This window comes from Devosia faecipullorum (assembly GCF_015158295.1).
GTDB lineage: Bacteria > Pseudomonadota > Alphaproteobacteria > Rhizobiales > Devosiaceae > Devosia > Devosia faecipullorum.
In genome coordinates this window covers 802,940-823,457 of record NZ_JACDXV010000001.1, presented here as the reverse complement: position 1 = coordinate 823,457, position 20,518 = coordinate 802,940, and the positions used below count along the sequence as shown (strand labels likewise).

16 protein-coding genes and 1 other RNA gene are annotated in these 20,518 nt (G+C 63.3%); 7 read left to right on the top strand and 10 right to left on the bottom strand.

All coding sequences use genetic code 11. From position 1 onward, the window contains the following. Positions 1-136: 136 nt before the first annotated feature. The 4 genes from recN (at position 137) to H0482_RS04085 (ending at position 5,922) form a co-directional block, all read left to right on the top strand. Complete coding sequence (gene recN / locus H0482_RS04100; protein WP_193728724.1) at positions 137-1,807, top strand: DNA repair protein RecN; 1,671 nt, start codon at positions 137-139, stop codon at positions 1,805-1,807. Positions 1,808-1,959: 152 nt separating this feature from the next. Beyond that, positions 1,960-4,173 carry an NAD-dependent DNA ligase LigA gene (ligA, locus tag H0482_RS04095; protein WP_210319063.1) on the top strand — a complete coding sequence of 738 codons (2,214 nt, stop codon included), beginning with the start codon at positions 1,960-1,962 and terminating at the stop codon, positions 4,171-4,173. A 13-nt stretch (positions 4,174-4,186) separates the two neighbouring features. Continuing rightward, complete coding sequence (locus H0482_RS04090; protein ID WP_193728723.1) at positions 4,187-5,440, top strand: hypothetical protein; 1,254 nt, start codon at positions 4,187-4,189, stop codon at positions 5,438-5,440. Between the two features lie 17 nt (positions 5,441-5,457). Next, complete coding sequence (locus H0482_RS04085) at positions 5,458-5,922, top strand: DUF3828 domain-containing protein (protein ID WP_193728722.1); 465 nt, start codon at positions 5,458-5,460, stop codon at positions 5,920-5,922. 314 nt (positions 5,923-6,236) lie between these two features. On the opposite strand, the gene H0482_RS04080 is transcribed toward H0482_RS04085, so the two are convergent. Further along, positions 6,237-8,060, bottom strand: coding sequence for an aminopeptidase P family protein (locus tag H0482_RS04080; RefSeq protein WP_193728721.1), 1,824 nt, complete (start codon positions 8,058-8,060; stop codon positions 6,237-6,239). 109 nt (positions 8,061-8,169) lie between these two features. On the opposite strand from H0482_RS04080, the gene H0482_RS16760 reads away from it, so the two are divergent. Both H0482_RS16760 and H0482_RS16755 read left to right on the top strand, forming a co-directional pair. Next, the gene (locus H0482_RS16760; RefSeq protein ID WP_269144656.1) at positions 8,170-8,304 is read left to right on the top strand and encodes a hypothetical protein; all 135 of its coding nucleotides are present in this window, start codon (positions 8,170-8,172) and stop codon (positions 8,302-8,304) included. 115 nt (positions 8,305-8,419) lie between these two features. Beyond that, positions 8,420-8,551 (top strand): hypothetical protein, encoded by a 132-nt coding sequence (locus tag H0482_RS16755; RefSeq protein WP_269144655.1) that lies wholly within the window; start codon positions 8,420-8,422, stop codon positions 8,549-8,551. Between the two features lie 265 nt (positions 8,552-8,816). On the opposite strand, the gene H0482_RS04075 is transcribed toward H0482_RS16755, so the two are convergent. Beyond that, positions 8,817-9,686, bottom strand: coding sequence for a 50S ribosomal protein L11 methyltransferase (locus H0482_RS04075; protein ID WP_193728720.1), 870 nt, complete (start codon positions 9,684-9,686; stop codon positions 8,817-8,819). A gap of 85 nt (positions 9,687-9,771) precedes the next feature. Next, on the bottom strand, positions 9,772-12,105 hold the full coding sequence (locus H0482_RS04070; RefSeq protein ID WP_230989428.1) for an ATP-dependent helicase: 2,334 nt from the start codon (positions 12,103-12,105) through the stop codon (positions 9,772-9,774). 234 nt (positions 12,106-12,339) lie between these two features. On the opposite strand from H0482_RS04070, the gene H0482_RS16865 reads away from it, so the two are divergent. Next, positions 12,340-15,921, top strand: a complete 3,582-nt coding sequence (locus H0482_RS16865; RefSeq protein WP_193728718.1) for an AsmA family protein — start codon at positions 12,340-12,342, stop codon at positions 15,919-15,921. On the opposite strand, the gene H0482_RS04060 is transcribed toward H0482_RS16865, so the two are convergent. From H0482_RS04060 to H0482_RS04030, 7 genes are all read right to left on the bottom strand, one after another. After that, positions 15,881-16,129 (bottom strand): ribbon-helix-helix domain-containing protein, encoded by a 249-nt coding sequence (locus H0482_RS04060; protein WP_193728717.1) that lies wholly within the window; start codon positions 16,127-16,129, stop codon positions 15,881-15,883. The two genes, H0482_RS16865 and H0482_RS04060, sit on opposite strands and share 41 nt — an antisense overlap. A 13-nt stretch (positions 16,130-16,142) precedes the next feature. Further along, the gene (locus H0482_RS04055; protein ID WP_193728716.1) at positions 16,143-16,625 is read right to left on the bottom strand and encodes an SspB family protein; all 483 of its coding nucleotides are present in this window, start codon (positions 16,623-16,625) and stop codon (positions 16,143-16,145) included. 172 nt (positions 16,626-16,797) lie between these two features. Beyond that, positions 16,798-17,154, bottom strand: a transfer-messenger RNA (tmRNA) gene (gene ssrA, locus H0482_RS04050). 68 nt (positions 17,155-17,222) lie between these two features. Beyond that, entirely contained in the window at positions 17,223-18,302 is a 1,080-nt protein-coding gene (hflC, locus tag H0482_RS04045) for a protease modulator HflC (protein ID WP_193728715.1), read from the bottom strand. 2 nt (positions 18,303-18,304) lie between these two features. Next, positions 18,305-19,393 carry an FtsH protease activity modulator HflK gene (gene hflK, locus H0482_RS04040; RefSeq protein WP_193728714.1) on the bottom strand — a complete coding sequence of 363 codons (1,089 nt, stop codon included), beginning with the start codon at positions 19,391-19,393 and terminating at the stop codon, positions 18,305-18,307. A 62-nt stretch (positions 19,394-19,455) separates the two neighbouring features. Next, positions 19,456-19,974: a dihydrofolate reductase gene (locus H0482_RS04035; RefSeq protein ID WP_193728713.1), complete on the bottom strand. Its 519-nt coding sequence runs from the start codon at positions 19,972-19,974 to the stop codon at positions 19,456-19,458. Then, positions 19,971-20,504, bottom strand: coding sequence for a GNAT family N-acetyltransferase (locus tag H0482_RS04030; protein ID WP_193729085.1), 534 nt, complete (start codon positions 20,502-20,504; stop codon positions 19,971-19,973). Before H0482_RS04030 ends, H0482_RS04035 begins: the two co-directional genes overlap by 4 nt. Positions 20,505-20,518 lie beyond the last annotated feature (14 nt).

The window sequence follows — 20,518 nt, the reverse complement described above, 5'->3', positions numbered from 1 at the left end:
GCATCTTGTTGCCATTTTGTTCTTTTCTGCTATGATTCCAGCCATCGGTCTTTGTTGTGGATGGGGATCAGCCGCCCCGTCCCGAGGCAGGGGCGATGCTATATTGAGCTAGACGTCCATTTTCGGGAATTCGCGCATGCTCAACGCGCTGTCGGTCCGCAATATCGTTCTTATCGACCAGCTCGATCTGGCGCTCGATGCCGGCATGACGGTGCTGACCGGCGAGACCGGGGCGGGAAAATCCATCCTGCTCGATGCGCTGGCCTTGGCTTTGGGCGGGCGTGGTGACGCCGCCCTGGTGCGACAGGGGCAGGAGAGCGGGCAGGTCGTTGCGGTTCTGGAACTGGCGGCCCAGCATCCGGCGCGGGCGCTGTTGCGCGACAATGCCATCGCCGACGATGAGGACGTGATCCTGCGCCGGGTGCAGTTCGCAGATGGCCGCACGCGCGCTTTCATCAATGACCAGCCGGTTTCCGCTTCGCTGTTGCAGAAGGTCGGCAGCCAGATCATCGAAATCCACGGCCAGCACGATGATAGGGCGCTGGTGGATGCCGCGACCCACAGGGCGGCGCTGGATGCGTTCGGCGAGCTCAGCGCCGAAGTCGCGGCGGTGCGGGAAAGCTGGGCTTTGCTGGTCGAGGCGCAGCAGGCGGTGGAAGAACAGAAAGCGCTGGTGGAGGCGGCGGTCGCCGCCGAGGATTATGCCCGCCACAGCGTCGAGGAATTGGGCAAGCTCAACCCGAATATAGGCGAAGAGGAAGAGTTGGCGGCGCGGCGGCAGCAATTGCAGCAGGCCGAAAAGGCCGCTTCCGACGTGGTGGAAATCGACGAAATCCTCAATGGCCCCAATGCGCCGACACCGGCGCTGGCCTCGCTGATGCGGCGGCTGATGCGCAAGATCGATGGCGGGGCCAGCCTGTTCCAGCCGATGGTGGATGCGCTGGATGCGTCGCTCGAAGTGCTGGACCGCACCGGGCTGGCGCTGGACGAGCTGAAGCGGGAAATGGCCTTCGATCCGGACGAGCTGGAGGCGGTGGAGGAGCGGCTCTTTGCGCTGCGCGCGGCGGCGCGCAAGCATCAGACCAGTTGCGACGGGCTGGCCGAGGTGCTGGAAAAATATCAGGGCGACCTCGACAATCTGCAAAGCGGAGAGAGCCGGCTGCGGGCCCTGGAGAGCGAAGAAGCCAATGCGCGTGCCCGCTATCGCGAGGCAGCGGGGATCCTGAGCAAGGGCCGCAGGGACGCGGCGCAGGCGCTGAGCGTGGCGGTGGAGGCCGAATTGCCCGATCTGAAGCTGGGCGCGGCAAAGTTCATCGTCGATCATCTGGTCGAGGCGGGCCGGGTGGCCGCGACCGGGCTCGACCAGATCACTTTCCACGTGCAGACCAATCCGGGAACCGCTGCCGGCCCCTTGCTCAAGGTGGCCTCGGGTGGTGAATTGAGCCGATTTCTTTTGGCGCTCAAAGTGGTGCTGGCCGATCGCGGCTCGGCGCCGGTGCTGATCTTCGACGAAATCGACACCGGCGTGGGCGGCGCGGTGGCCGATGCGATCGGGCGGCGGCTGGCGCGGCTGGCCCAGGGCGTGCAGGTGCTGACGGTGACCCATGCGCCGCAAGTGGCGGCACGGGCCAATCGGCATCTGCTGATCGAAAAGCAAATGGTGGAGGAGGGGGCCTTCATGCGCACCCATGTTCGTCCGCTTGACAAGCCGGCGCGGCAGGAGGAAGTGGCGCGCATGCTGGCCGGTGCTGAAATTACCAATGAGGCGCGCGCTGCTGCCAAGAAATTGCTCGGCGCAGTGGGATAGGTTGAGGCTTTCGTCCCCTCGCCCGCTGTGGGAGAAGGTGAAGCGCCGCGCGAGACGGATCGGTGGCAGCGCTTGCGAGGCGATGGCCTCAGCCGCCTTTTTGTCTTGAGGGAGGCGCGATCCGCCGGTCAATTGAAGCGTTGAGTATCCCCATGTCCGAACTGATCCAAAAAGACGTTGCCGATCTCTCCGAGGAGGAAGCCCGTGCCGAGCTGGAGCATTTGGCCGCGGCGATCGCGGCGGCAGATATTGCCTATCATCAGAACGATGCGCCCGAGATCACCGACGCTGCTTATGATGCCCTGAAGCGGCGCAACGATGCCATCGAGGAAGCCTTTCCCGAACTGGTGCGGCAGGACAGCCCGACTGGCAGGGTGGGCGCCGCGCCCGCCGAGGGCTTTGCCAAGGTGCGTCATGGCGCACCCATGCTCAGCCTCGCCAAGGCTTATACCGACCAGGACGTGGTCGATTTTATTGAGCGCGGGCAACGGTTTTTCCAGCGGGACGAGGGGCTGGAACTGGCCTTTACCGCCGAGCCGAAGATCGACGGGCTTTCCGCCTCGTTGCGCTATGAGAATGGCGTCTTCGTGCAGGGCGCGACGCGCGGCAATGGCAGCGTGGGTGAGGACATCACCGCCAATCTGCGGACCATCGGGGACATTCCCGAGCGTCTGGCCGGATCGGGCTGGCCGGAGGTGATCGAAATTCGCGGCGAGGTCTATATGACCTATGCCGAATTCCAGGCGCTGAAGGCGCGTTCGGCGGCGAGCGGCGGGCAGGATTACGTCAATCCGCGCAATACGGCGGCCGGCTCCCTGCGCCAGAAAGATCCCGCGATCACCGCCAGCCGGAATCTCAGATTTTTCGCCTATGCCTGGGGGCTGGCCAGCGGCGAGCCAGCGGCAAGCCAGTATGAGGCGGTGCAGAAATTCGCCGAATGGGGTTTTGCGATAAGCCCGCTCATGGTGCGCGCCACCTCCGCCGACGAACTGATCGCCCATTACCGGCTGATCGAAGCGCAGCGTGCTTCGCTGGGCTACGATATCGACGGCGTGGTCTATAAGGTGGACCAGATCGAGCTGCAAAAGCGCTGGGGCTTTGTGACGGGCGAACCGCGCTGGGCTATCGCGCACAAGTTTCCGGCCGAACAGGCCACGAGCGTGATCAGGAAGATCGACATCCAGGTGGGACGCACCGGCACGCTGGCGCCGGTGGCGCGGCTGGAACCGGTGAGCGTGGGCGGCGTGGTGGTGGAAAACGTCACCCTGCACAACGAGGATTATATCAAGGGCCTCGATAGCAACGGCCTGCCGATCCGCGAGGGTATCGATATTCGCGTCGGCGACAGCGTCCTCGTACAGCGAGCCGGCGACGTCATTCCGCAAATTGTCAGCGTCGTGCTCGACAAGCGTCCCGCTGATGCCGTGCCGTATGAATTTCCCCATACCTGCCCGGTCTGTGGCTCGCCCGCCACGCGCGAGGTCAATGACAAGACCGGCAAGGAAGATTCTCGGCGCCGCTGCACGGGCGAGCTGAGCTGCCCGGCGCAGGCGGTCGAGGGATTGCGCCATTTCGTGTCGCGCGGGGCGCTGGATATTGAAGGTCTGGGGGCCGAGAATATCGAATTGTTCTTCGCCAAGGATCTGGTGCACAACCCGGCGGAAATTTTCACGCTGCATGAGCGACGCGCCGAGGTGCAGGCGGCTTTGGCCGAGCGGCGCGAGGAGCAGGCGCGGGCGCGCGAACTGGCCTCGGGCAAGGTGCGCAAGAACGTGCGCAGCGCCGAAAGCCGCAATTTCGAGGGGCTGGACAAGCTCTTTTCCGCCATCGATGCGCGGCGCGAACCGGAACTGGACCGCTTCATCTTCGCGCTCGGCATCCGCCATATCGGGGAAACCACGGCGGCAGCACTGGCGCGGACCTTTGGGACGATGGACGAGCTTATCCGGGTCGGCAAGCAGGTGGCGGCTTCCGAGGATGCGATGGCAGTATTTCCATCGGTTGACGGCATTGGCGGCACCGTGGTCGAGGCCCTGGCCGATTTTTTCGGCAATGAGCGGAACGAAGCGGTGCTGGCAGCGCTGCTGGCCCAGGTGCGGCCCAGGCCCTATGTGATCAATGTCGCCGCCGACAGCGCGATTGCGGGCAAGACCGTGGTGTTTACCGGGTCGCTCGAAAAAATGACACGATCGGAAGCCAAGGCCATGGCCGAGCGGTTGGGCGCGAAAGTGGCCGGGTCGGTTTCGGCCAAGACCGATATTCTGGTGGCCGGTCCCGGCGCAGGGTCCAAGCTGAAAACGGCGCAGGAACACGGCGTCGAGGTGATCAGCGAGGACGAATGGTTCGAGCGGGTCGGCCGGTCGTAGCGAGGAGAGAATGATGCGTTTATTGGCAGGACTGGCGCTGGCAGGATTGATGGCGCCGGGGCTGGCGCTCGCGGGCCCTATGGGCGCGCAATTGCCCGAACTGCTCTATGCCGGCACCGCCAAGGACCAGCGCGACCTTTTCGCCGCCGATTGCAGAGCGGGCGCTGCCGATGCCTGTTTCGGCACCGGGATGATCGATGTGGTCAAAGCCGCGGAGGGGCTTGCCGGAGCCCTATATCGCCACGGAGCCACAGCGCCGGACATGCCGGCGGCAGCGATGTTGCTGGGCATTCCCGATGGTGTCGAGGGCGGCGCGCCGCCTGATGGCGCCGAGCCGATCACCTATGAGAAGCTGCGCGCCATTCTCGATGAATTCATCACCGGCCTCGACGCGGCTCGGCAGAGTTTTCTGCTGGCGGGCGAGGGAGACGATTTCGTCATCACTATCGATCCGCTGCGCGTCCGGCTGGACCTCAATGGCGATGGCGTGGCCGATGAGGCCGAAACCCTGGCCGTGTTGCTGGGCGATATGATCGAATTGCCGCAAGCCAGGAGCAAGGGCGGCAAGACGGCTGAGGTCGACACCTCCATCGGTTTCGACCGGGCCGATGCGTTCTGGTTCGCTGGCTATACCCAAATCATTGCTGCGCCGGTCGATCTGTTGCTGGCCCATGATTTCTCGGAATTTTTCACCGCGATAGGCCATCGCGTCTTCCCCAGTGCGGGACTGCCGATGCAGAATTATCAGAGCAATAGTTCGCTGTTCGTGGACCCGCAGACCGATACATTCCTGGCCGATGCGATCGCGGCGATCCACCTGGCCGATTTTCCGGTCGCCGATGCCGTCCGGCTGCAAGGCGTTCTGGCGCGCATGCAGGAGGTGACCGGCCTGTCGCGGCGCAATTGGGAGGCGATCCTGGCCGAAACCGACGACAATCGTGAATTGGTGCCTTCGCCGCGCCAGACCTCGATTGTGCCCGGCATGGAGGTCAGCGAAGAGGTTGTCGCAGCATGGATGGAAACACTTGAGCGCGTCGATGCCATTCTTGCCGGGGAATTGCTGCTGCCGCATTGGCGCTTCGCGCAAGGTATCAGCCTTCCTGCCTATTTCGAAACGGCAGAGGAAACCGATCTGGTCATGCTGTTCACCGGGCAGGGGGCGTTGCCATTCCTGCGCGAAGGGCCGGTCGCCGATGCGGATAGCTTTGCCGCGGGCAATGCGGTGTTTGGCGACAGATGGCCGAATTTCGCCATCTGGTTCAATTGAGGATCGAGGAGGGGCGCATGCGTCTTGTGACTGTTGCGGTGGGGTTGTTTCTGGCGCTGACCAGCATGGTCGCGGCGCAGGTGTTCAATAGTCCCAAGGCTTTGCTGGAGGCGTTTTACCAGCCCTATTTCACCGATGAATTCGCCGAGGACGAAAGCGTCTTCCGCTCGGCGGCGCTCAACGGACTTTATGCCGACGATGACGCGCGCACGCCCATTGGCGAAATGGGGGCGCTGGATTTTGACCCCTATGTCGACGGCCAGGACTATGAGATCGACAATCTGGTGATCGGCGAGCCGGTTTTGTCCGGGAACAGTGCGCAGGTGAATGTCAGTTTCGACAATTTCGGCCGGCCGACCGCATTGATCTATGACCTGGTGTTCGAAAATGGCGGTTGGAAGATAGACGACGTGGCATCCGAGCTGGCCGAATATCCCTATCGACTGAGCGCGATCTTCGCGGCCTCAGCCGGCGCGGAATAGGGGGCGAAGTCAGTCCCGAATGCGTCATTGCCTCGACGACGGTAATGACGATGGGATGGACAGAGAGGTGTGGAATGGATTGCCCGGACAAGCCGGGCAATGACGACGGGGCGGAGGCGACGAAGGGTGTGGGGCGTTTGAGAACGCCCGGATGGCCTAATTCAGCGCGTTATTCGTTATTGCCCGGATGAAGTGGGCATTCCTTTTCAGGCATTGCGACAGAGGTGTGGAATGGATTGCCCGGACAAGCCGGGCAATGACGATGGGGTGGGGAGCGCGAAGGAGGGCGGGTTTTCGAGAAGATCCGGGGCGCTTTAAATCGCACGCGTTGCCTGTTGCAGCCAGTCTTTTACCTTGCCCTCCAGGCGGGGGCCGATCTCGGACCAGACGCGGGCGTGGAAGGTGTTGAGCCAGTCCTTTTCGCTCGGTGTGAGCATGGACATGTCGATCAGTCGCGTTTCGATGGGCGCGAGGGTGAGCGTTTCGAAATCGAGATAGGACGGGAATTTTTCGGCGTCCTGAACCACGATCAGGTTTTCGATACGGATGCCGTAGGCGCCGGCCTTGTAATAGCCCGGCTCGTTGGAAAGCACATTGCCCGCCTCGATCGGCGTGGTGTAGCGCGGCGCGATGCCGACCGGGCCTTCATGCACGCCGAGAAAGGCACCGACGCCGTGACCGGTGCCGTGGCTATAGGTGATCCCGTCCTGCCAGAGAAATTGACGTGCCAGGACGTCGATCTGCGCGCCGGTCGTGCCTTTGGGGAAGCGCGCGGCGGAAATGGCGATCATGCCCTTGAGCACGCGGGTATAGCGATCCCGCTCTTCGGCGCTGACGGAGCCGGTATAGAGGGTGCGGGTGATGTCGGTGGTGCCCGAGAGATATTGCGCGCCGCTGTCGAGCAGCATCAATTCGCCCGGATTGAGGCGGCGGTCGGTCTTGTTGGTTACCCGATAATGGACGATGGCGCCATTGGGGCCGGCGCCGGAAATGGTATCGAAGCTGGCATCGACGCAGCTTTCCTCTTCGCGCCGGAAGGCTTCGAGTGCGGTGACGATGCCGATTTCGGTCAGTTCGCCCTTTGGGGCTTCGGCATCGAACCAGCAGAGGAATTTGGCGAGGGCCACGCCGTCGAGCTTGTGTGCCTCGCGCATGCCGGCAAGTTCGGCCTCGTTCTTGCGGGATTTCGGGCCCAGAACCGGATCGCGCTTTTCAAGCACCTTGGCGCCGGCGCTGCCGAGCGTATCGGCGATGGCCGCGGGGGCGGATTGGGGATCGACGATCACCTTGCTTTGCGCCGCGCCCAATTGCGCCAGCGCGGCGGGGAGATCGGTGCCCGCTTCGATCTTGGCGACGCCGTCGAGCGCCTTGACCAGCTCCGGATTGATCTTGGCCGCGTCGAGATAAAGTACCGGCAGGCCGGATTTTGGCACGATGGCAAAGCCGAGCACGAAGGGCGTATTGGGCACGTCGCGCCCGCGTATGTTGAACAGCCAGCAGATCGATTCGGGCAGGGTCAACACAACTGCGTCGGCGGCCTCGGTGACGAGCACTTCATGCAGATCGGCAATCTTGTCCTGGGCCGTGCGCCCGGCGCGATTGTGGCCAAGAAATTCGATGGCGCTGACCGGCGGGGCGGGGCGGTCGGCCCAGACCTGATCGACCAGATTGGCATGGGCGACGATTTCGGCATGACCAGCCAGCTTCTCGCGTAGGTCGCGCACTTCGCCCGGCGTGTGCAGCCAAGGATCATAGGCGAGCGTGCCGCCCTGGGGCACATAGAGCTTCACATCGGGGCTGATGCCGCCCTGATTGACCTCATGCACCTCGACCAGCGCCGTATCGGTTTGGGCAGGGGCCTGGAGCGTATAGCGGCTGTCCACGAACAGACCTGCCTTGTTGGCGCCGATCACGGCCAGTCCGGCCGAGCCGGTAAAGGCGGTGATATAGGCCAGACGCGCCTCGCTGGCAGGAACCGATTCGCCGCGATGGGCATCGGCCCGGGGGATCAGGAAGGCGTCGACACCCGCCGCCTTCATGGCGGCGCGGAGCGCGGCAAGGCGTGGCGCGACCTGGGAGGAATCGGTTTTTTCCTCAAAGGACTGAAAACGGGCGGGCGGGAAAGCGGAGGCGTTCATCACAATATCCTGGCACCGGAGTGCGCTCCGGTCATGGCTGGCTTGATGGTTTGGCGGTGGTCGCCGCGAAATTGCATCCTATCTTAGCGGGAGGAACAAGGAGTGTGAAATGAACAAGAACCGTAATTTCTTCCAGCGGGCCCTTGATGCGGTGATCGAAGGCCGTATGCGCCAGGCGGAGCGCTATGTCGCCCAGTTTCACAGCGACATTCCCAACCAGCGCGGCAAGGTAAACGGGCGTTAATGCCGCCTTGCAGGAAAGGCATGGCTGGCTTGCCGGTGCGGCCCTAACCGGGCGAGCGCAAATAGCCTAGATAGAGGATGCCGGGGGCAAAAAACCTCGGCGCATGGAGTAGAAGATGATCGAGAGCAAGAATGGTTTCCGCATCGCATTGGGTGGTCTTATCGACGCCCGTGGTCGCGAAGCCAGCCGTCAGGTCAGCTACCGCATGCAGCATCAGCTGATCGGCGCGGTTACAAAGCGCCCGTAAGGTTGCTGCAAGCGAAACGCTGACGATCAGGCCCCGATCCCCGAAGCATGCTTCGGGGATTTTGTTTTTTGGGGGTGCGGTCTTGGTTTGAACGCGGGAATGAGGGCGTGGCAGGGTCATTGAACCCCCACCCAAACCCTGCCCCCAAGGGGGAGGGGACTGGAGCGGGCTCTCGGCAAATGTGTTCGCTCGTTAGCCGCGGCCGTCATTGCCGGGCTTGTCCCGGCAATCCAGTTTGCCGTTGGGCGAAAGTGGCGCGATGCGCCTAAAGCTTGCGCAGAACCAGAATGGTCCAGTCCTTGCGCTGGAGATGGTCGACCAGCGCGAAACCGGCGGCCTCGTAGGCGGCGATGACGCCATCGGCCTGAGTATTGAGGATGCCGGAAAGAATGGCCGTGCCGCCGGTCTGGGCGATCTTGCCCATGCCGGGGGCCAGCTCGACCAGCGGGCCGGCGAGGATATTGGCGACGAGCAGATCGTAGGGCGCGCGGGCGGCGATCTCTTCATGGTCGAGGCCGGTGGCCTCGATGGCGAGGATCTGTTCGTTCACGCCATTGTCGCGGGCATTTTCAATCGTGGTGGTGACGGCGATGGGGTCGATGTCGGTGGCGAGAATGGTCGTCGCGACGCGCTTGGCCAGGGCGATGGCCAAAACGCCGGTGCCGGTGCCGATGTCGATCATGCGGCTGGGTGTGCGCTTGCGCAGCACCATTTCCATGGCTTCGAGACACCCGGTCGTGGTCTCGTGATGGCCGGTGCCGAAAGCCTGCGCCGCCTCGATCCGCATCGGGGTCAGCCCTTCGGGCACCGGGTCGGTGGAATGGCCGCCATAGACGTAAAAACCGCCGGCAATGACCGGCGCCAGCCCTTCGAGCGATTTGGCAACCCAGTTGACCTCCGGGTCGATCGGTTCGACCGAAAAGGTCACATCGCCGCCCAGCACTTCCTGCGCCAGCGCCGCGAAGGCGTCGAGATCGGGCGGGCTTTCGCAGGTGGCTTCGAAAATCCACTCGCCGGTCTCTTCGTTTTCATGGGCGGAGGCGGTGAGGGCCAATTCGTCGCGCTCGGAAACGGCGTCGACCAGCGCATAGGCCTGGTCCTTGGTGAGGGACACGGAAAGCTGGTCTACTGACATGGATTGTCCTCGGTCTGGTTGAGCTTCCAATGACGCAGGAGACGACGGCAAGTCAATGGCCGCAAGCAGATGGCGGCTTTGGCCATCAGCCCTTGCTGATAAAGCTCTCCAATACCTTCTTGGTGCCGGCCTTTTCGAAATCGATGGTCAGCTTGTTGCCTTCGATGCTCATGATCGCGCCATAGCCGAATTTCTGGTGGAAGACGCGATCGCCGAGGCTGTAGCTGCTCGATTGCCCCCCCAGATCGACCGAGCGGGCGACGAGTTCGCCCTCGATGGTCAGCGGACCGCCACCCTTGCGGCTGGCCTGATTGGCGCGGGCGCGCTGCCAGCCGGGAGTTTCGTAAAGGCTCTCGAAGGGATCGGCCTTGTTGAAGCGGCTGGCGGCGCCCCCGCCATAGCCATAGCCGCCATAGGCGGAGCCGCGATCGATCACCTCCACCACGTCGGGGGGCAATTCATCGACGAAGCGGGAGGCGATGGCCGATTGCCAGAGGCCGTGAATGCGGCGGTTTTGCGCGGCGGAAATGCGCACCCGCTTGCGGCCGCGGGTGATGCCGACATAGGCAAGGCGGCGTTCTTCTTCCAGGCCGGCCCGCCCGCTCTCGTCCAGCGAACGCTGATGCGGGAAAAGGCTTTCTTCCCAGCCGGGAAGAAAAACGGTGTTGAATTCGAGACCTTTGGCCGAGTGGAGCGTCATGATGGTGACGGCGTCGCTGGCTTCGGCGCTGTCGCGATCCATGACCAGGGAGATGTGTTCGAGAAAGCCGCCCAGGGTCTCGAATTCCTCCATGGAGCGGCTGAGCTCCTTGAGGTTTTCCTTGCGACCCTCGGACTCGGCGGATTTGTCCGCCGTCAGCATGTCCATATAGCCGCTCTCTTCGAGAATCTGCTCGACGAGCTGATAGGGTTGCAGGCTTTCGGCGCGGTAGGCCCAATCGTCGAACTGGGAGACCAGAGCGCGCAAAGTCGTGCGCTGCTTGGGCTTCAATTCCTCGGTTTCGGTCAGCAGGCGGATGGCCGCGAGCAGCGGAATGTTCTGGTGGCGGGCGGTCTCGATCAGCGTCTTGACCGTGGAATCGCCCAAGCCGCGCTTGGGGACATTGATGATGCGTTCGAGCGCGAGATCGTCGGCGGGCTGGGCGACGAGCCGTAGATAGGCAAGGGCGTCGCGGATTTCCTTGCGCTCATAGAAGCGCGGACCGCCGACGACGCGATAATTGAGGCCGAGCGTGATGAAGCGCTCTTCGAATTCGCGCATCTGGAAGGAGGCGCGCACCAGGATGGCCATGGAATTGAGCGCTTCGCCCTGGCGCTGATATTGCTCGATTTCCTCGCCGATATTGCGTGCTTCTTCCTCGGAATCGTAAACTTGAGTGAAGGAAATCGGCTCGCCGCCCTCGGCAATGTCGGTGTGGAGCGTCTTGCCCAGCCGGTCCTCGTTGAAGGCGATCAGCGTCGAGGCGGCCTTGAGGATATTGGCGGTGGAGCGATAATTGCGCTCCAGCTTGATCACCTTGGCGCCGGGAAAATCCTTCTCGAAGCGCAGGATATTGTCCACCTCGGCGCCGCGCCAGCCATAGATGGATTGATCGTCGTCGCCCACGACGCAAATGTTCGCCTCGGCGGCGGGCTTGCCCTGCGCCAGCAGGCGCAGCCAGAGATATTGGGCGGTGTTGCTGTCCTGATATTCGTCCACCAGCATATATTTGAACTGGCGGTGATATTTGGCCAGAACGTCCGGGTTTTCGCGGAACAGGCGGATACACTCGAGCAGCAGGTCGCCGAAATCGGCTGCATTGAGCGTCTTCAGGCGCGCCTGATAATCGTAGTAAAGTTTGCCGCCCTTGCCATTGGCGAAATAGGAACTGTCACTGGCGGGCACGTCTTTGGGCAGGAGGCCACGGTTTTTCCAGGCGTCAAGCATGCCGGCGAATTGCCGGGCAGGCCAGCGCTTCTCGTCGATATTCTCGGCGGCGAGCAATTGCTTGATGAGACGAATCTGGTCGTCGGTGTCGAGAATGGTGAAGCTGGGCTTGAGATCCACCAATTCGGCATGCTGGCGCAGCAGGCGGGCGGAGATGGAGTGAAAAGTGCCCATCCAGGGCAGGCCATCCAGGCTCGGGACCAGCTCATGAATGCGCTTTTTCATCTCGCTGGCGGCTTTGTTGGTGAAGGTCACCGCCAGAATCTGGCTGCCCCAGGCCATGCGCTGGTTAAGAATATGGGCGATGCGGGTGGTCAGGACGCGGGTCTTGCCGGTGCCGGCGCCAGCCAAAACAAGAAGCGGACCCTCGGTCGAGAGCACGGCGTCGCGCTGCTCGGGATTGAGCCCGGACAGGTAATCGGGCTCCTGCCGCCGCAATTGGCTGGTGATCGGTCCGCCTTGCGGGCGGAAAGGGGGGGCGAAGTCGGCCATGCCTGTCTTGATGTTCCAATGGCGCCGGGCCGGGGCGACGGCGGCGCTTGACGAATCTTCTTTTGTTCTCATTGGCAATATAGGGATCGCGTCCGGCTCTGTATAGAAGCGGCGCGGGTCACGCTTGCGGGCATCGGCTGCATTTCCCGTGCTCAAATCGCCCGGTTCCGGCTTGCGCAGCGGGCGCAAGTGCCTACACTCCCCTCCGATTTCAGCCGGGACAGAACGCGCACAGTGCTCAATCGCATCTATATCGTGGTCGGCATTTTCGCCATTCTGGTATTGGCCGGCGCTTTCGTCGCGCCGCTCTTCATCCAGTGGAGCGATTATCGCGACCGCATGGAAATTCTGGCCAGCAATGTGCTTGGCGCCGATGTCACTATCAGGGGCGACATCGAATTCTCGCTTTTGCCCAGTCCGCGGCTCGAATTCTCCGATGTCATCGTGGGCGACATCGAATCGCCGGCGGCGAGGGTGGCGGCGGTCGAGGCCGAATTCGCGCTGTTCGATTTCCTGCGCGACAACTACAACGTCACTGCGCTCACCCTGGTGCAGCCGGTCGTCGATCTTGTCCTCGACGAGAACGGGCTGTTCAGCAGCGGGGTCGATCTATCGGGCGCGGGCAATAGCGTCATGCTGGGCCATGCGCGCATTGCCGATGGCGCGATCCGCCTGACCGATCTGCGCGCCGACGAGGTGTTTTCCGTCACCGATATTGATGGCGATCTGCGCCTGTCGAGTTTTGCCGGTCCGTTCCAGTTTCAGGGTGCGGCCGACTACGGGGCGGGCCGCTATGACGTGCGTTTCAATGCCGCCGCCAGCGACGCCGTGGGGGCCAATCGGGTTTCCGCCTTTCTGCGCGAGGCGGGCGGCGCTTATTCGGTGACGGCGGAAGGCATGCTGACGCCCGGCATGGCGCCACGATTTGACGGCGCGATCACCTATCGACAGGCGCCCCCAGCCGCCGAAAGCGCCGATGGGATCAGAGGCGCGCTGGTGCTGGAAAGCAGCCTTCTTGCCTCCACCGACCGGTTGGTGCTGTCCGGTTATACGCTGCATCCCGACGAGAACCGCGCCGGAATGCGCCTGACCGGCTCGGCCAATATCCAGCTCGGCGCCCGTCGCCGCTTCGATGCGGTCATATCGGGCGGGGTGTTTTCGCTGCCGCCGCGCCCGGCGACGGAAGTCGCGTCGCAATTGCCTTATGAACTGGTGCGCTTCCTTTCCGAAATCGGTCCGCCGCCGCTGCCGCCCATGCCGGGCAGCCTGGACCTGGACCTGGCCGAGATCGGCCTGCGTGGTTTTTCGCTGCGCGAGGTTCGTCTGGACGCCAGCACCGATGGCGGCAGTTGGCAAATCGAGCAGGCGGTGGCGCATATGCCCGGAGACACGGAAGTGCGCCTCTCGGGCATTGCCACCAATGAGAATGGCCGCGCGGGGTTTCGGGGCGATCTTTCGGTGACCGCGCAGCGGCTCGACGCGCTGGCCCAGCTTTGGCGACGCACGGGGGAGAATAATCCGCTGTTCAACCGGCCGGGTGCGCTGAGCGGGCGGCTCATGTTGGCGGGGGACGCCTTCGGCTTCAGCAATGGCCGGCTGGACTTCGCCGGGCAGAGCCATGCGGTGGAAATCCGACTGGGATTCGGGGAGGAGAAGCGGCTCGACAGCGTGGTGCATCTCGGCTCGCTCAATCCGACGCAAACCGCCGGTCTGCTCGCCTTGCTGCCCGACGCCGCCAATGACGGCAGTTTTGCCGTCAGCTTTCCCAATGGCAGTTTTTCGCTGACCGCGCAGGCCATCGATCTGCTTGGACTGACGGCCAGTGACCTGGCGGTCGAAGGGCAATGGGTGCCATCGGAATTGCGCCTGCCCAGGATCGTTGCCAGTGATTGGGGCGGCGTGTCGGTCAATGGCGGGCTGCGCCTTTCCGGTTCTTTGGCCGAGCCGCGCATCAGCGGATCGGGGCAGGTCGGCATCGCTTCGGCGGACGCCGATGGCCTCGCCGTGATCTATGAAATGAGCGGATTGCCCTATGTCTGGCAGGAGGGGCTGGCGGCGGCCTGGCCCGGCGATTTCCAGATCATGCTCTCCGATGCGGAAAACGGCATCGGGCAGGTGCTGGCGCTCGGGGGCAGGCTGGGCGAAGCGGCGCTCGACCTGCGGGCCGAGATGGCGGGCGGTCTCGGCGCGCTGGCAGAGGACGATCTGCGGCTGATCGCTTCGCTGGAGGCAGAGGACGCGCTCGCGGCGCAGGCGCATTTCGGGCTGGGGGACGTCGCTCTCTTCGACGGTGATGGCAGTATTCTGGCCAGCCTGTTCATGGAAGGCAGCCGCGCCGATGGATTTGTCGGCCGGGCGACGCTGAGCCAGGGGGAGCAATCGATCAGCTATTTCGGCAATCTCGATGTCGCGGGCAATGGCGAATTGAGCGGGCAGGGCACGCTGGACGTGGTGCTCGACGACGCGAGCGGCCTGGGGGCGCTGGCGGGCTTGGCCGGAAGCGGCTTGCCGCAGGTGGACGCATCGGCGGCACTGGAATTTTCCGGCCGCAGGGCCTTTGCCTTCAGCGATATTGCCGGATTGAGCGGGGATGTCGGATTTTCGGGCGAGCTGTCCATGCAAATGCTCGGGCAATTGCCGAGCGTCAGCGGCACGCTGCACGCCCAAGCGGTCGATGCCATCGGGCTCGGCAAGGCCCTGTTCGGCAATGCGGCGATCGCCGCTCCCGGCGACGGAATCTGGCCTGAGGGGCCGCTGGCAATGGATGTGGCACTGCGCGGATCGCGCGGGGAGATCGCCATTGTCGCCGATGAAATGGTGGCCAATGGCCTCAAGCTGTTCGGCGATACGCGCTTTTCCTATGTATGGTCTCCCGAGACGATTGCCCTCGAGCGAATGGAGGCCGAGGCGGGTGGCGGCACGCTGGGCCTCAGCCTCTCCCAATGCTGTTCCGGGCCATTGACGGAGCGCAGCGTCAGCGGTCGGCTCTCGCTGAGCGGCATCGAGATTGCCGCGCTGCCGCTGTCGGTTCTGGGGCTGGATGGTTCATTGAGCGCCGGGGCGCAGTTCGAAGGCAGCGGGCAGAGCCTGGCGGAGGTGGTGCGCAGCCTCAGTGGTGAGGGCAATTTTGCCATTGCCGATTTCGCTGCCTCGGGGCTGACTCCCTTGGCCTTTCCGACGCTGGCGGGGCTCGACGATCCGCTCAACATGGATGCCGACGCGCTGGAGACGCTGATCGGGCTGGCGCTGTCGCAGGGCGCGTTTCAGGCCGATGAAGCGCGCGGCGCATTCACCATTGCCGGCGGCTCGGCACGGTTCGCCAATCTGATCATCGAGGGGATGGGCGGGCGGCTGGCGGGCAGTCTCAACCTGGCCCTGAGCCGGCTGGGGCTCGATGGTGGCTTCGTGATGACGCCGCGCAATTATGTCGATCCGGGCGGGCTGATCGAGACGGAAACGGCGCGGATCATCACCCGGATCGGCGGAACATTGTTGGCGCCGGTCATTAACCTCGATCTGGCGGAAATGGTCGCGGCCATTCAGGTACGGGCGAATGAACTGGAGCTGGATCGTCTCGACCGGCTGCGGCTGGAAGACGAGGCGCGTCAGCGCGCCGCCGCCGAGGAGCGCAACAGGCTGGCCGAAGAACAGCGCAAGCGGGCGGCGGAAGAGGCGGCGCGCCGGGCTGCGGAAGAAGAAGCCCTACGCTTGCAGCAGGAGCAGGAATTGGTGGAGCCGGAGATCGAGCCGGGCGCGACCGCGCCCTCGATGCCGCTCAATCTCGGTTTTCAGCCGGGGGTGTCGCCGCAGATATGATCTCGGCCCGGTCGCGGTAAAACGCCAGAACGGCTAGCCGCACCGCCGACGACAGATTGGCGATCTCGCGGTGTTCATCGATGTCGCGGACCAGGGCGGCGAGGCTCAGTCCGCGCGCTTCGGCGATGATTTCGAGGCCGCGCCAGAAATCGGGCTCAAGCGCAATCGAGGTGCGGTGACCAGCAATGGAGAAGGACCGCTTCTGCATGGTCCCGGACGGATCAGGGCTTTTTGCGGAAAGCGTCGAGGCTGACCACTTTTTCGCCGGTGCTTTCGGGCTCGCCGGCAGCGGCGGCTTCGGTGGCTGCATCGGCGCGTTCTTCGACGCTCTCGTCGTCGCGCGCGGCGGTGGCCGGATCGAATTGCAGGCCGAACTGCACGGAGGGGTCGAAAAAGCCCTTGATGGCGGCAAAGGGGATGACCAGCAATTCGGGCTGGCTGTTGAAGCTCAGGCCCACCTCGAAGCTGCTTTCATTGACCTTGAGATCCCAGAACTGGTTCTGCAGTACAATGGTCATTTCCTTGTCGTATTGCTTGAGCAATTCCTCGGAAATGCGAACGCCGGGAGCGCGGGTCGAAAACGAGATGAAGAAATGGTGCTCGCCCGGCAGGCCGGTGCGAGAGACCTCGGCCAGCACCTTGCGCACGACGCCGCGCAGGGCTTCCTGGGCGAGAATGTCGTATCGCATGTGGTCTTCGGCCATGATGCCTCTTGCTCCTTGTGGTCGTCATTGCGGTACCGACCCGGAAAAGGGGGCTCCGCTTTTCCCCGGCACGCTGCGGGCCTTCGATAGAATCCCGAACGGCCCATATCAGCCCTACGTTCCATGATATTTCAAGGAGAAAGGGGCCGCAGACGAACAAGATTGAAAGGGAAGTGCAGGCTTCTGTTGCCAGGTGCCTGCGAACCCCGCCTGACGCCCGGCTAGGAGCGGAGGACTTTAATTCCCAGTGCTAGCACCGCTTACGCGGCGAGAGCGACCGGAGCCTTATTGTTGTCATTAGCAACTATAAGTTTCGGACCGATAACGGTGGTACCTCACCGAGCAAAAGCACACTCTTTACGCCCTCGTCGATCCTGTTTCGTCCCCATTGGCTTCCCCGCGAGGGGGAAGATGGTGGAGACGCCGGGTACTGCCCCCGGGTCCGATGGGTTTATTACAATGACCATTTATCGCCATAGCCCTTGCGGGCAAGACCTATATAGGTGAGCCGGGGGCGGGATGCAAATGGGTGACGCAAAACAAAAAGGCCGGCGCAGGATGTTGCGCCGGCCTTTTGTTTGAGTGGGTCGTCCTGCCCTATTGGGCCGGAGCGGTCTGCTCGGCGGGGGCCGGGGTTTCCGTGCCCTGGGTGGGGACCAGTTCCGAACCGTCTTCCAGCGTCAGGCTGGGAGCGGCGGTTTCCTCAATGCCAAGACCATCGAGCGCGGGCTCGCCGGTCGTGGCCGGAAGTTCGGGCACGGCCTGCGGCTGGATCGGCGTGCCAAAAGTCGTGCTGGCTTCCGGCAGCGCGCCGTCCGAACCGAAATAGCGGAAGAAGGCGCTATCGGGCGACAGAACCATGGTGGTGCCGGAATTGGGCATCGCCTTGCGATAGGCTTCCATCGAGCGATAGAACTCGAAGAATTCCGGATCCTGGCCATAGGCCGCGGCATAGATGCGGTTACGGTCAGCGTCGCCCTGACCGCGGATGATTTCGGCATCGCGGGTGGCGGCGGCGACGATTTCGACGGCCTGACGGTCGGCGATGGCGCGCAGGCTCTGGGCCTGTTCCTGACCGCGGGCGCGGAGCAGGGCGGCTTCGGCGAGACGTTCGGCGCGCATCCGCTCGAAGGTCGTGGCGGAAACGTCGGAATCGAGGTCGGTCCGCAGAATGCGCACATCGACAATGTCGAGACCCAATTCAGCCAGATCCGGGCGGATCAGGCTGCGGGTTTCCTGCATCATCTGCGTACGCTGGTCGGACAGGGCGTCGGTGAATTCGCGCAGACCATAGACCTGACGCAGGGCGGCATCGAGGCTGGCCCCGATACGGGCTTCGGCCACTGAGAGCTGGCCAGTGGCGCGCTCGCGGAACAGCCTTGCATCGGCAATGCGATAGGTCAGGAAGGCATCGACCTGATAGAAGGCGTTGCCCGAGACCTGAACGCGCATATTGGCGATGTCGTAGCGCAGCAGGCGATCATCGACGATCTGCACACTATCCACGATGTCGGTCGGGATCTTGAAATAAAGGCCCGGTTCGGTGCGTACATCGGTAATCTGTCCGAAGCGCATGACGATGGCCTGCTCGCGCTCGTCCACGATGTAGATGGAGGAGAACAGGACATAGAGCGCGCCGATAATGACCGCGCCGATGATGAAGAGACGATTGGTCATGATCAGTTCCCCGCCGAGTTAGAGCGCGAACGCAGTTCGGGCAGCGGCAGATAGGGCACGACGCCCGAGCCCTGCGTGCCGTTCTCGATCAAGACCTTTTCCGATCCGCCCAGCACTTCTTCCATGGTTTCGAGGAAAAGGCGCGTGCGGGTCACGTCCGGCGAATTGACATATTCGGCATAGATGGAATTGAAACGCTCGGCTTCACCGGTTGCTTCCTGCACCACGCGATTGGTGTAGGCGGCGGCTTCTTCACGCTGGGCCGCAGCACGGCCACGCGCATCACCCAAAAGGGTATTGGCGTAGGAGCGAGCTTCTTCCTGGAGGCGCGTTTCGTCCTGGCGCGCGCGCTGGACTTCGTTGAAGGCGTCGATGACTTCAGCCGGCGGGCTGGCATTCTCGATCAGGATCTGGCTGACCGTGACGCCGAGACCGTAATTGCTCAGCGTGTTCTGGGTGATGCGCAACACATCGGCCTGGATGCCGGCGCGGTCGTCCGAATAGACTTCCTGAGCTGGGCGGCGGCCGACGACTTCGCGCATGGCGCTTTCGGCGGCATAGCGCACCAGCGAACCCTGGTCGCGGACATTGAAGATGTAATCGACCGGCTGGCTGATGAACCAGAAGACCGAGAACTGCACGTTGACGATGTTCTGGTCGCCCGACAGCATCAGGCCATCACCGGCGCTGGCGCGCGAACCGCTGCTCTGCACGCCGATCTGGGTCTGGTTGACAGTGGTGACGACGCGCTCGACCGTATCGATGGGCCAGAGCATGAAATGCAGGCCCGGACCGGACAATTCAGCCTTGGGCTTGCCGAAGCGCAACTCGACGCCGACTTCCTGCGGGTTGATCGTATAGACGGAATTGACGCCCCAAAAGGCCAGCAGCGCGAGCACGCCGCCGACAATGGCCCAGCGGCCACCGGGCACGCCGCCCTTGAACTGGTCGCGGCCGCGATTCAGGATGTCTTCGAGATTGGGAGTATTCCCGCCCGGACGGCGTGGGCCGCCGCCGCCACCGCCAGGTGCCTGGCCCCAGGGACCGCCGGTATTGCGGCCACCCCCGCCTCCATTATTCTCCCAAGGCATCGCATTCCTTTCGGTGTCTAAGAGAAACTGTGCTGCCATATATAAGCAAGGCGGGCGCGCGATCAATGCGCGGAGGCGTGAACGCGCTCATAGATGGCGATGGAATATGCGGCATCGTCCTTTTCGGAACGCGGCACGTCCGGTCGGGCGACAATTTCCCAGATATGGGGATCGATCGGGGGGAAATGCACGTCGCCCTGCGGTGCCAGATCGACATGAGTGATATAGAGCCGGTCGGCGCGGGGCAGGGCCTGCGCGTAAATGTCGCCGCCGCCGATCACCATGATTTCGTCGCCCTGCATGGCCTCGGCCATGCCGCGGGCCGCCTCGAGCCCCTCCTCAAGCGAATGGCGGACAATGACGCCTTCGGGCGCATAATCGCGCTGGCGGGTGACGACGATATGGGGGCGACCGGGCAGGGGTCTGGGGAAGGTCTCGAACTGCTTGCGGCCCATGATCATGGGCTTGCCCATCGTCGTCTGCTTGAACCAGGCGAAATCGGAGGGAATGCGCCAGGGAATGGTCTGTGCGGCGCCGATGACATTGTTGCGCGCGACGGCGGCGATGAGCGAGATGATCATGAGCGCCCCAGCTTTACCAGTGCCCCGCCTTCGACGCGCACCTTGGTCCATTCGTCCTGCATGACGCCACCCTGGCTGATGTAAAAGTCGATGCTGGGCGCATTCCAGTCGAGAACCCACCATTCGAAGCGCCCCAGACTTTCGCGCAGGCAGCGGGCGGCGAGATTGACCAGCATGGCCTTGCCGATGCCATTGCCGCGCATGGACGGGTCGACATAGAGGTCTTCGAGCCAGATGCCGTGGCGGCCCTGAAAGGTGGAATAGGTATAGAACCAGAGCGCGAAGCCGACCGGTTTGCCGTCCCATTCGGCGATTTCGCAAAATACCTTGGGATCGGTGCCAAAAAGATCGCGCGCGATGTCGGCTTCCGTGGCCTGCACTTCATGCAGCAGTTTTTCGTAGTCGGCCAACGCGCGGATGAAGTCCAGGATCGTGGCAGCATCGGCGGCGATGGCGGGGCGGATGGTGAGGCGTTCGTGAATCAGAATATCGGCCCTTGGAAAAATCTGCTCCCGCCGCAGCGGGAGCATGGTCACGCAATCGA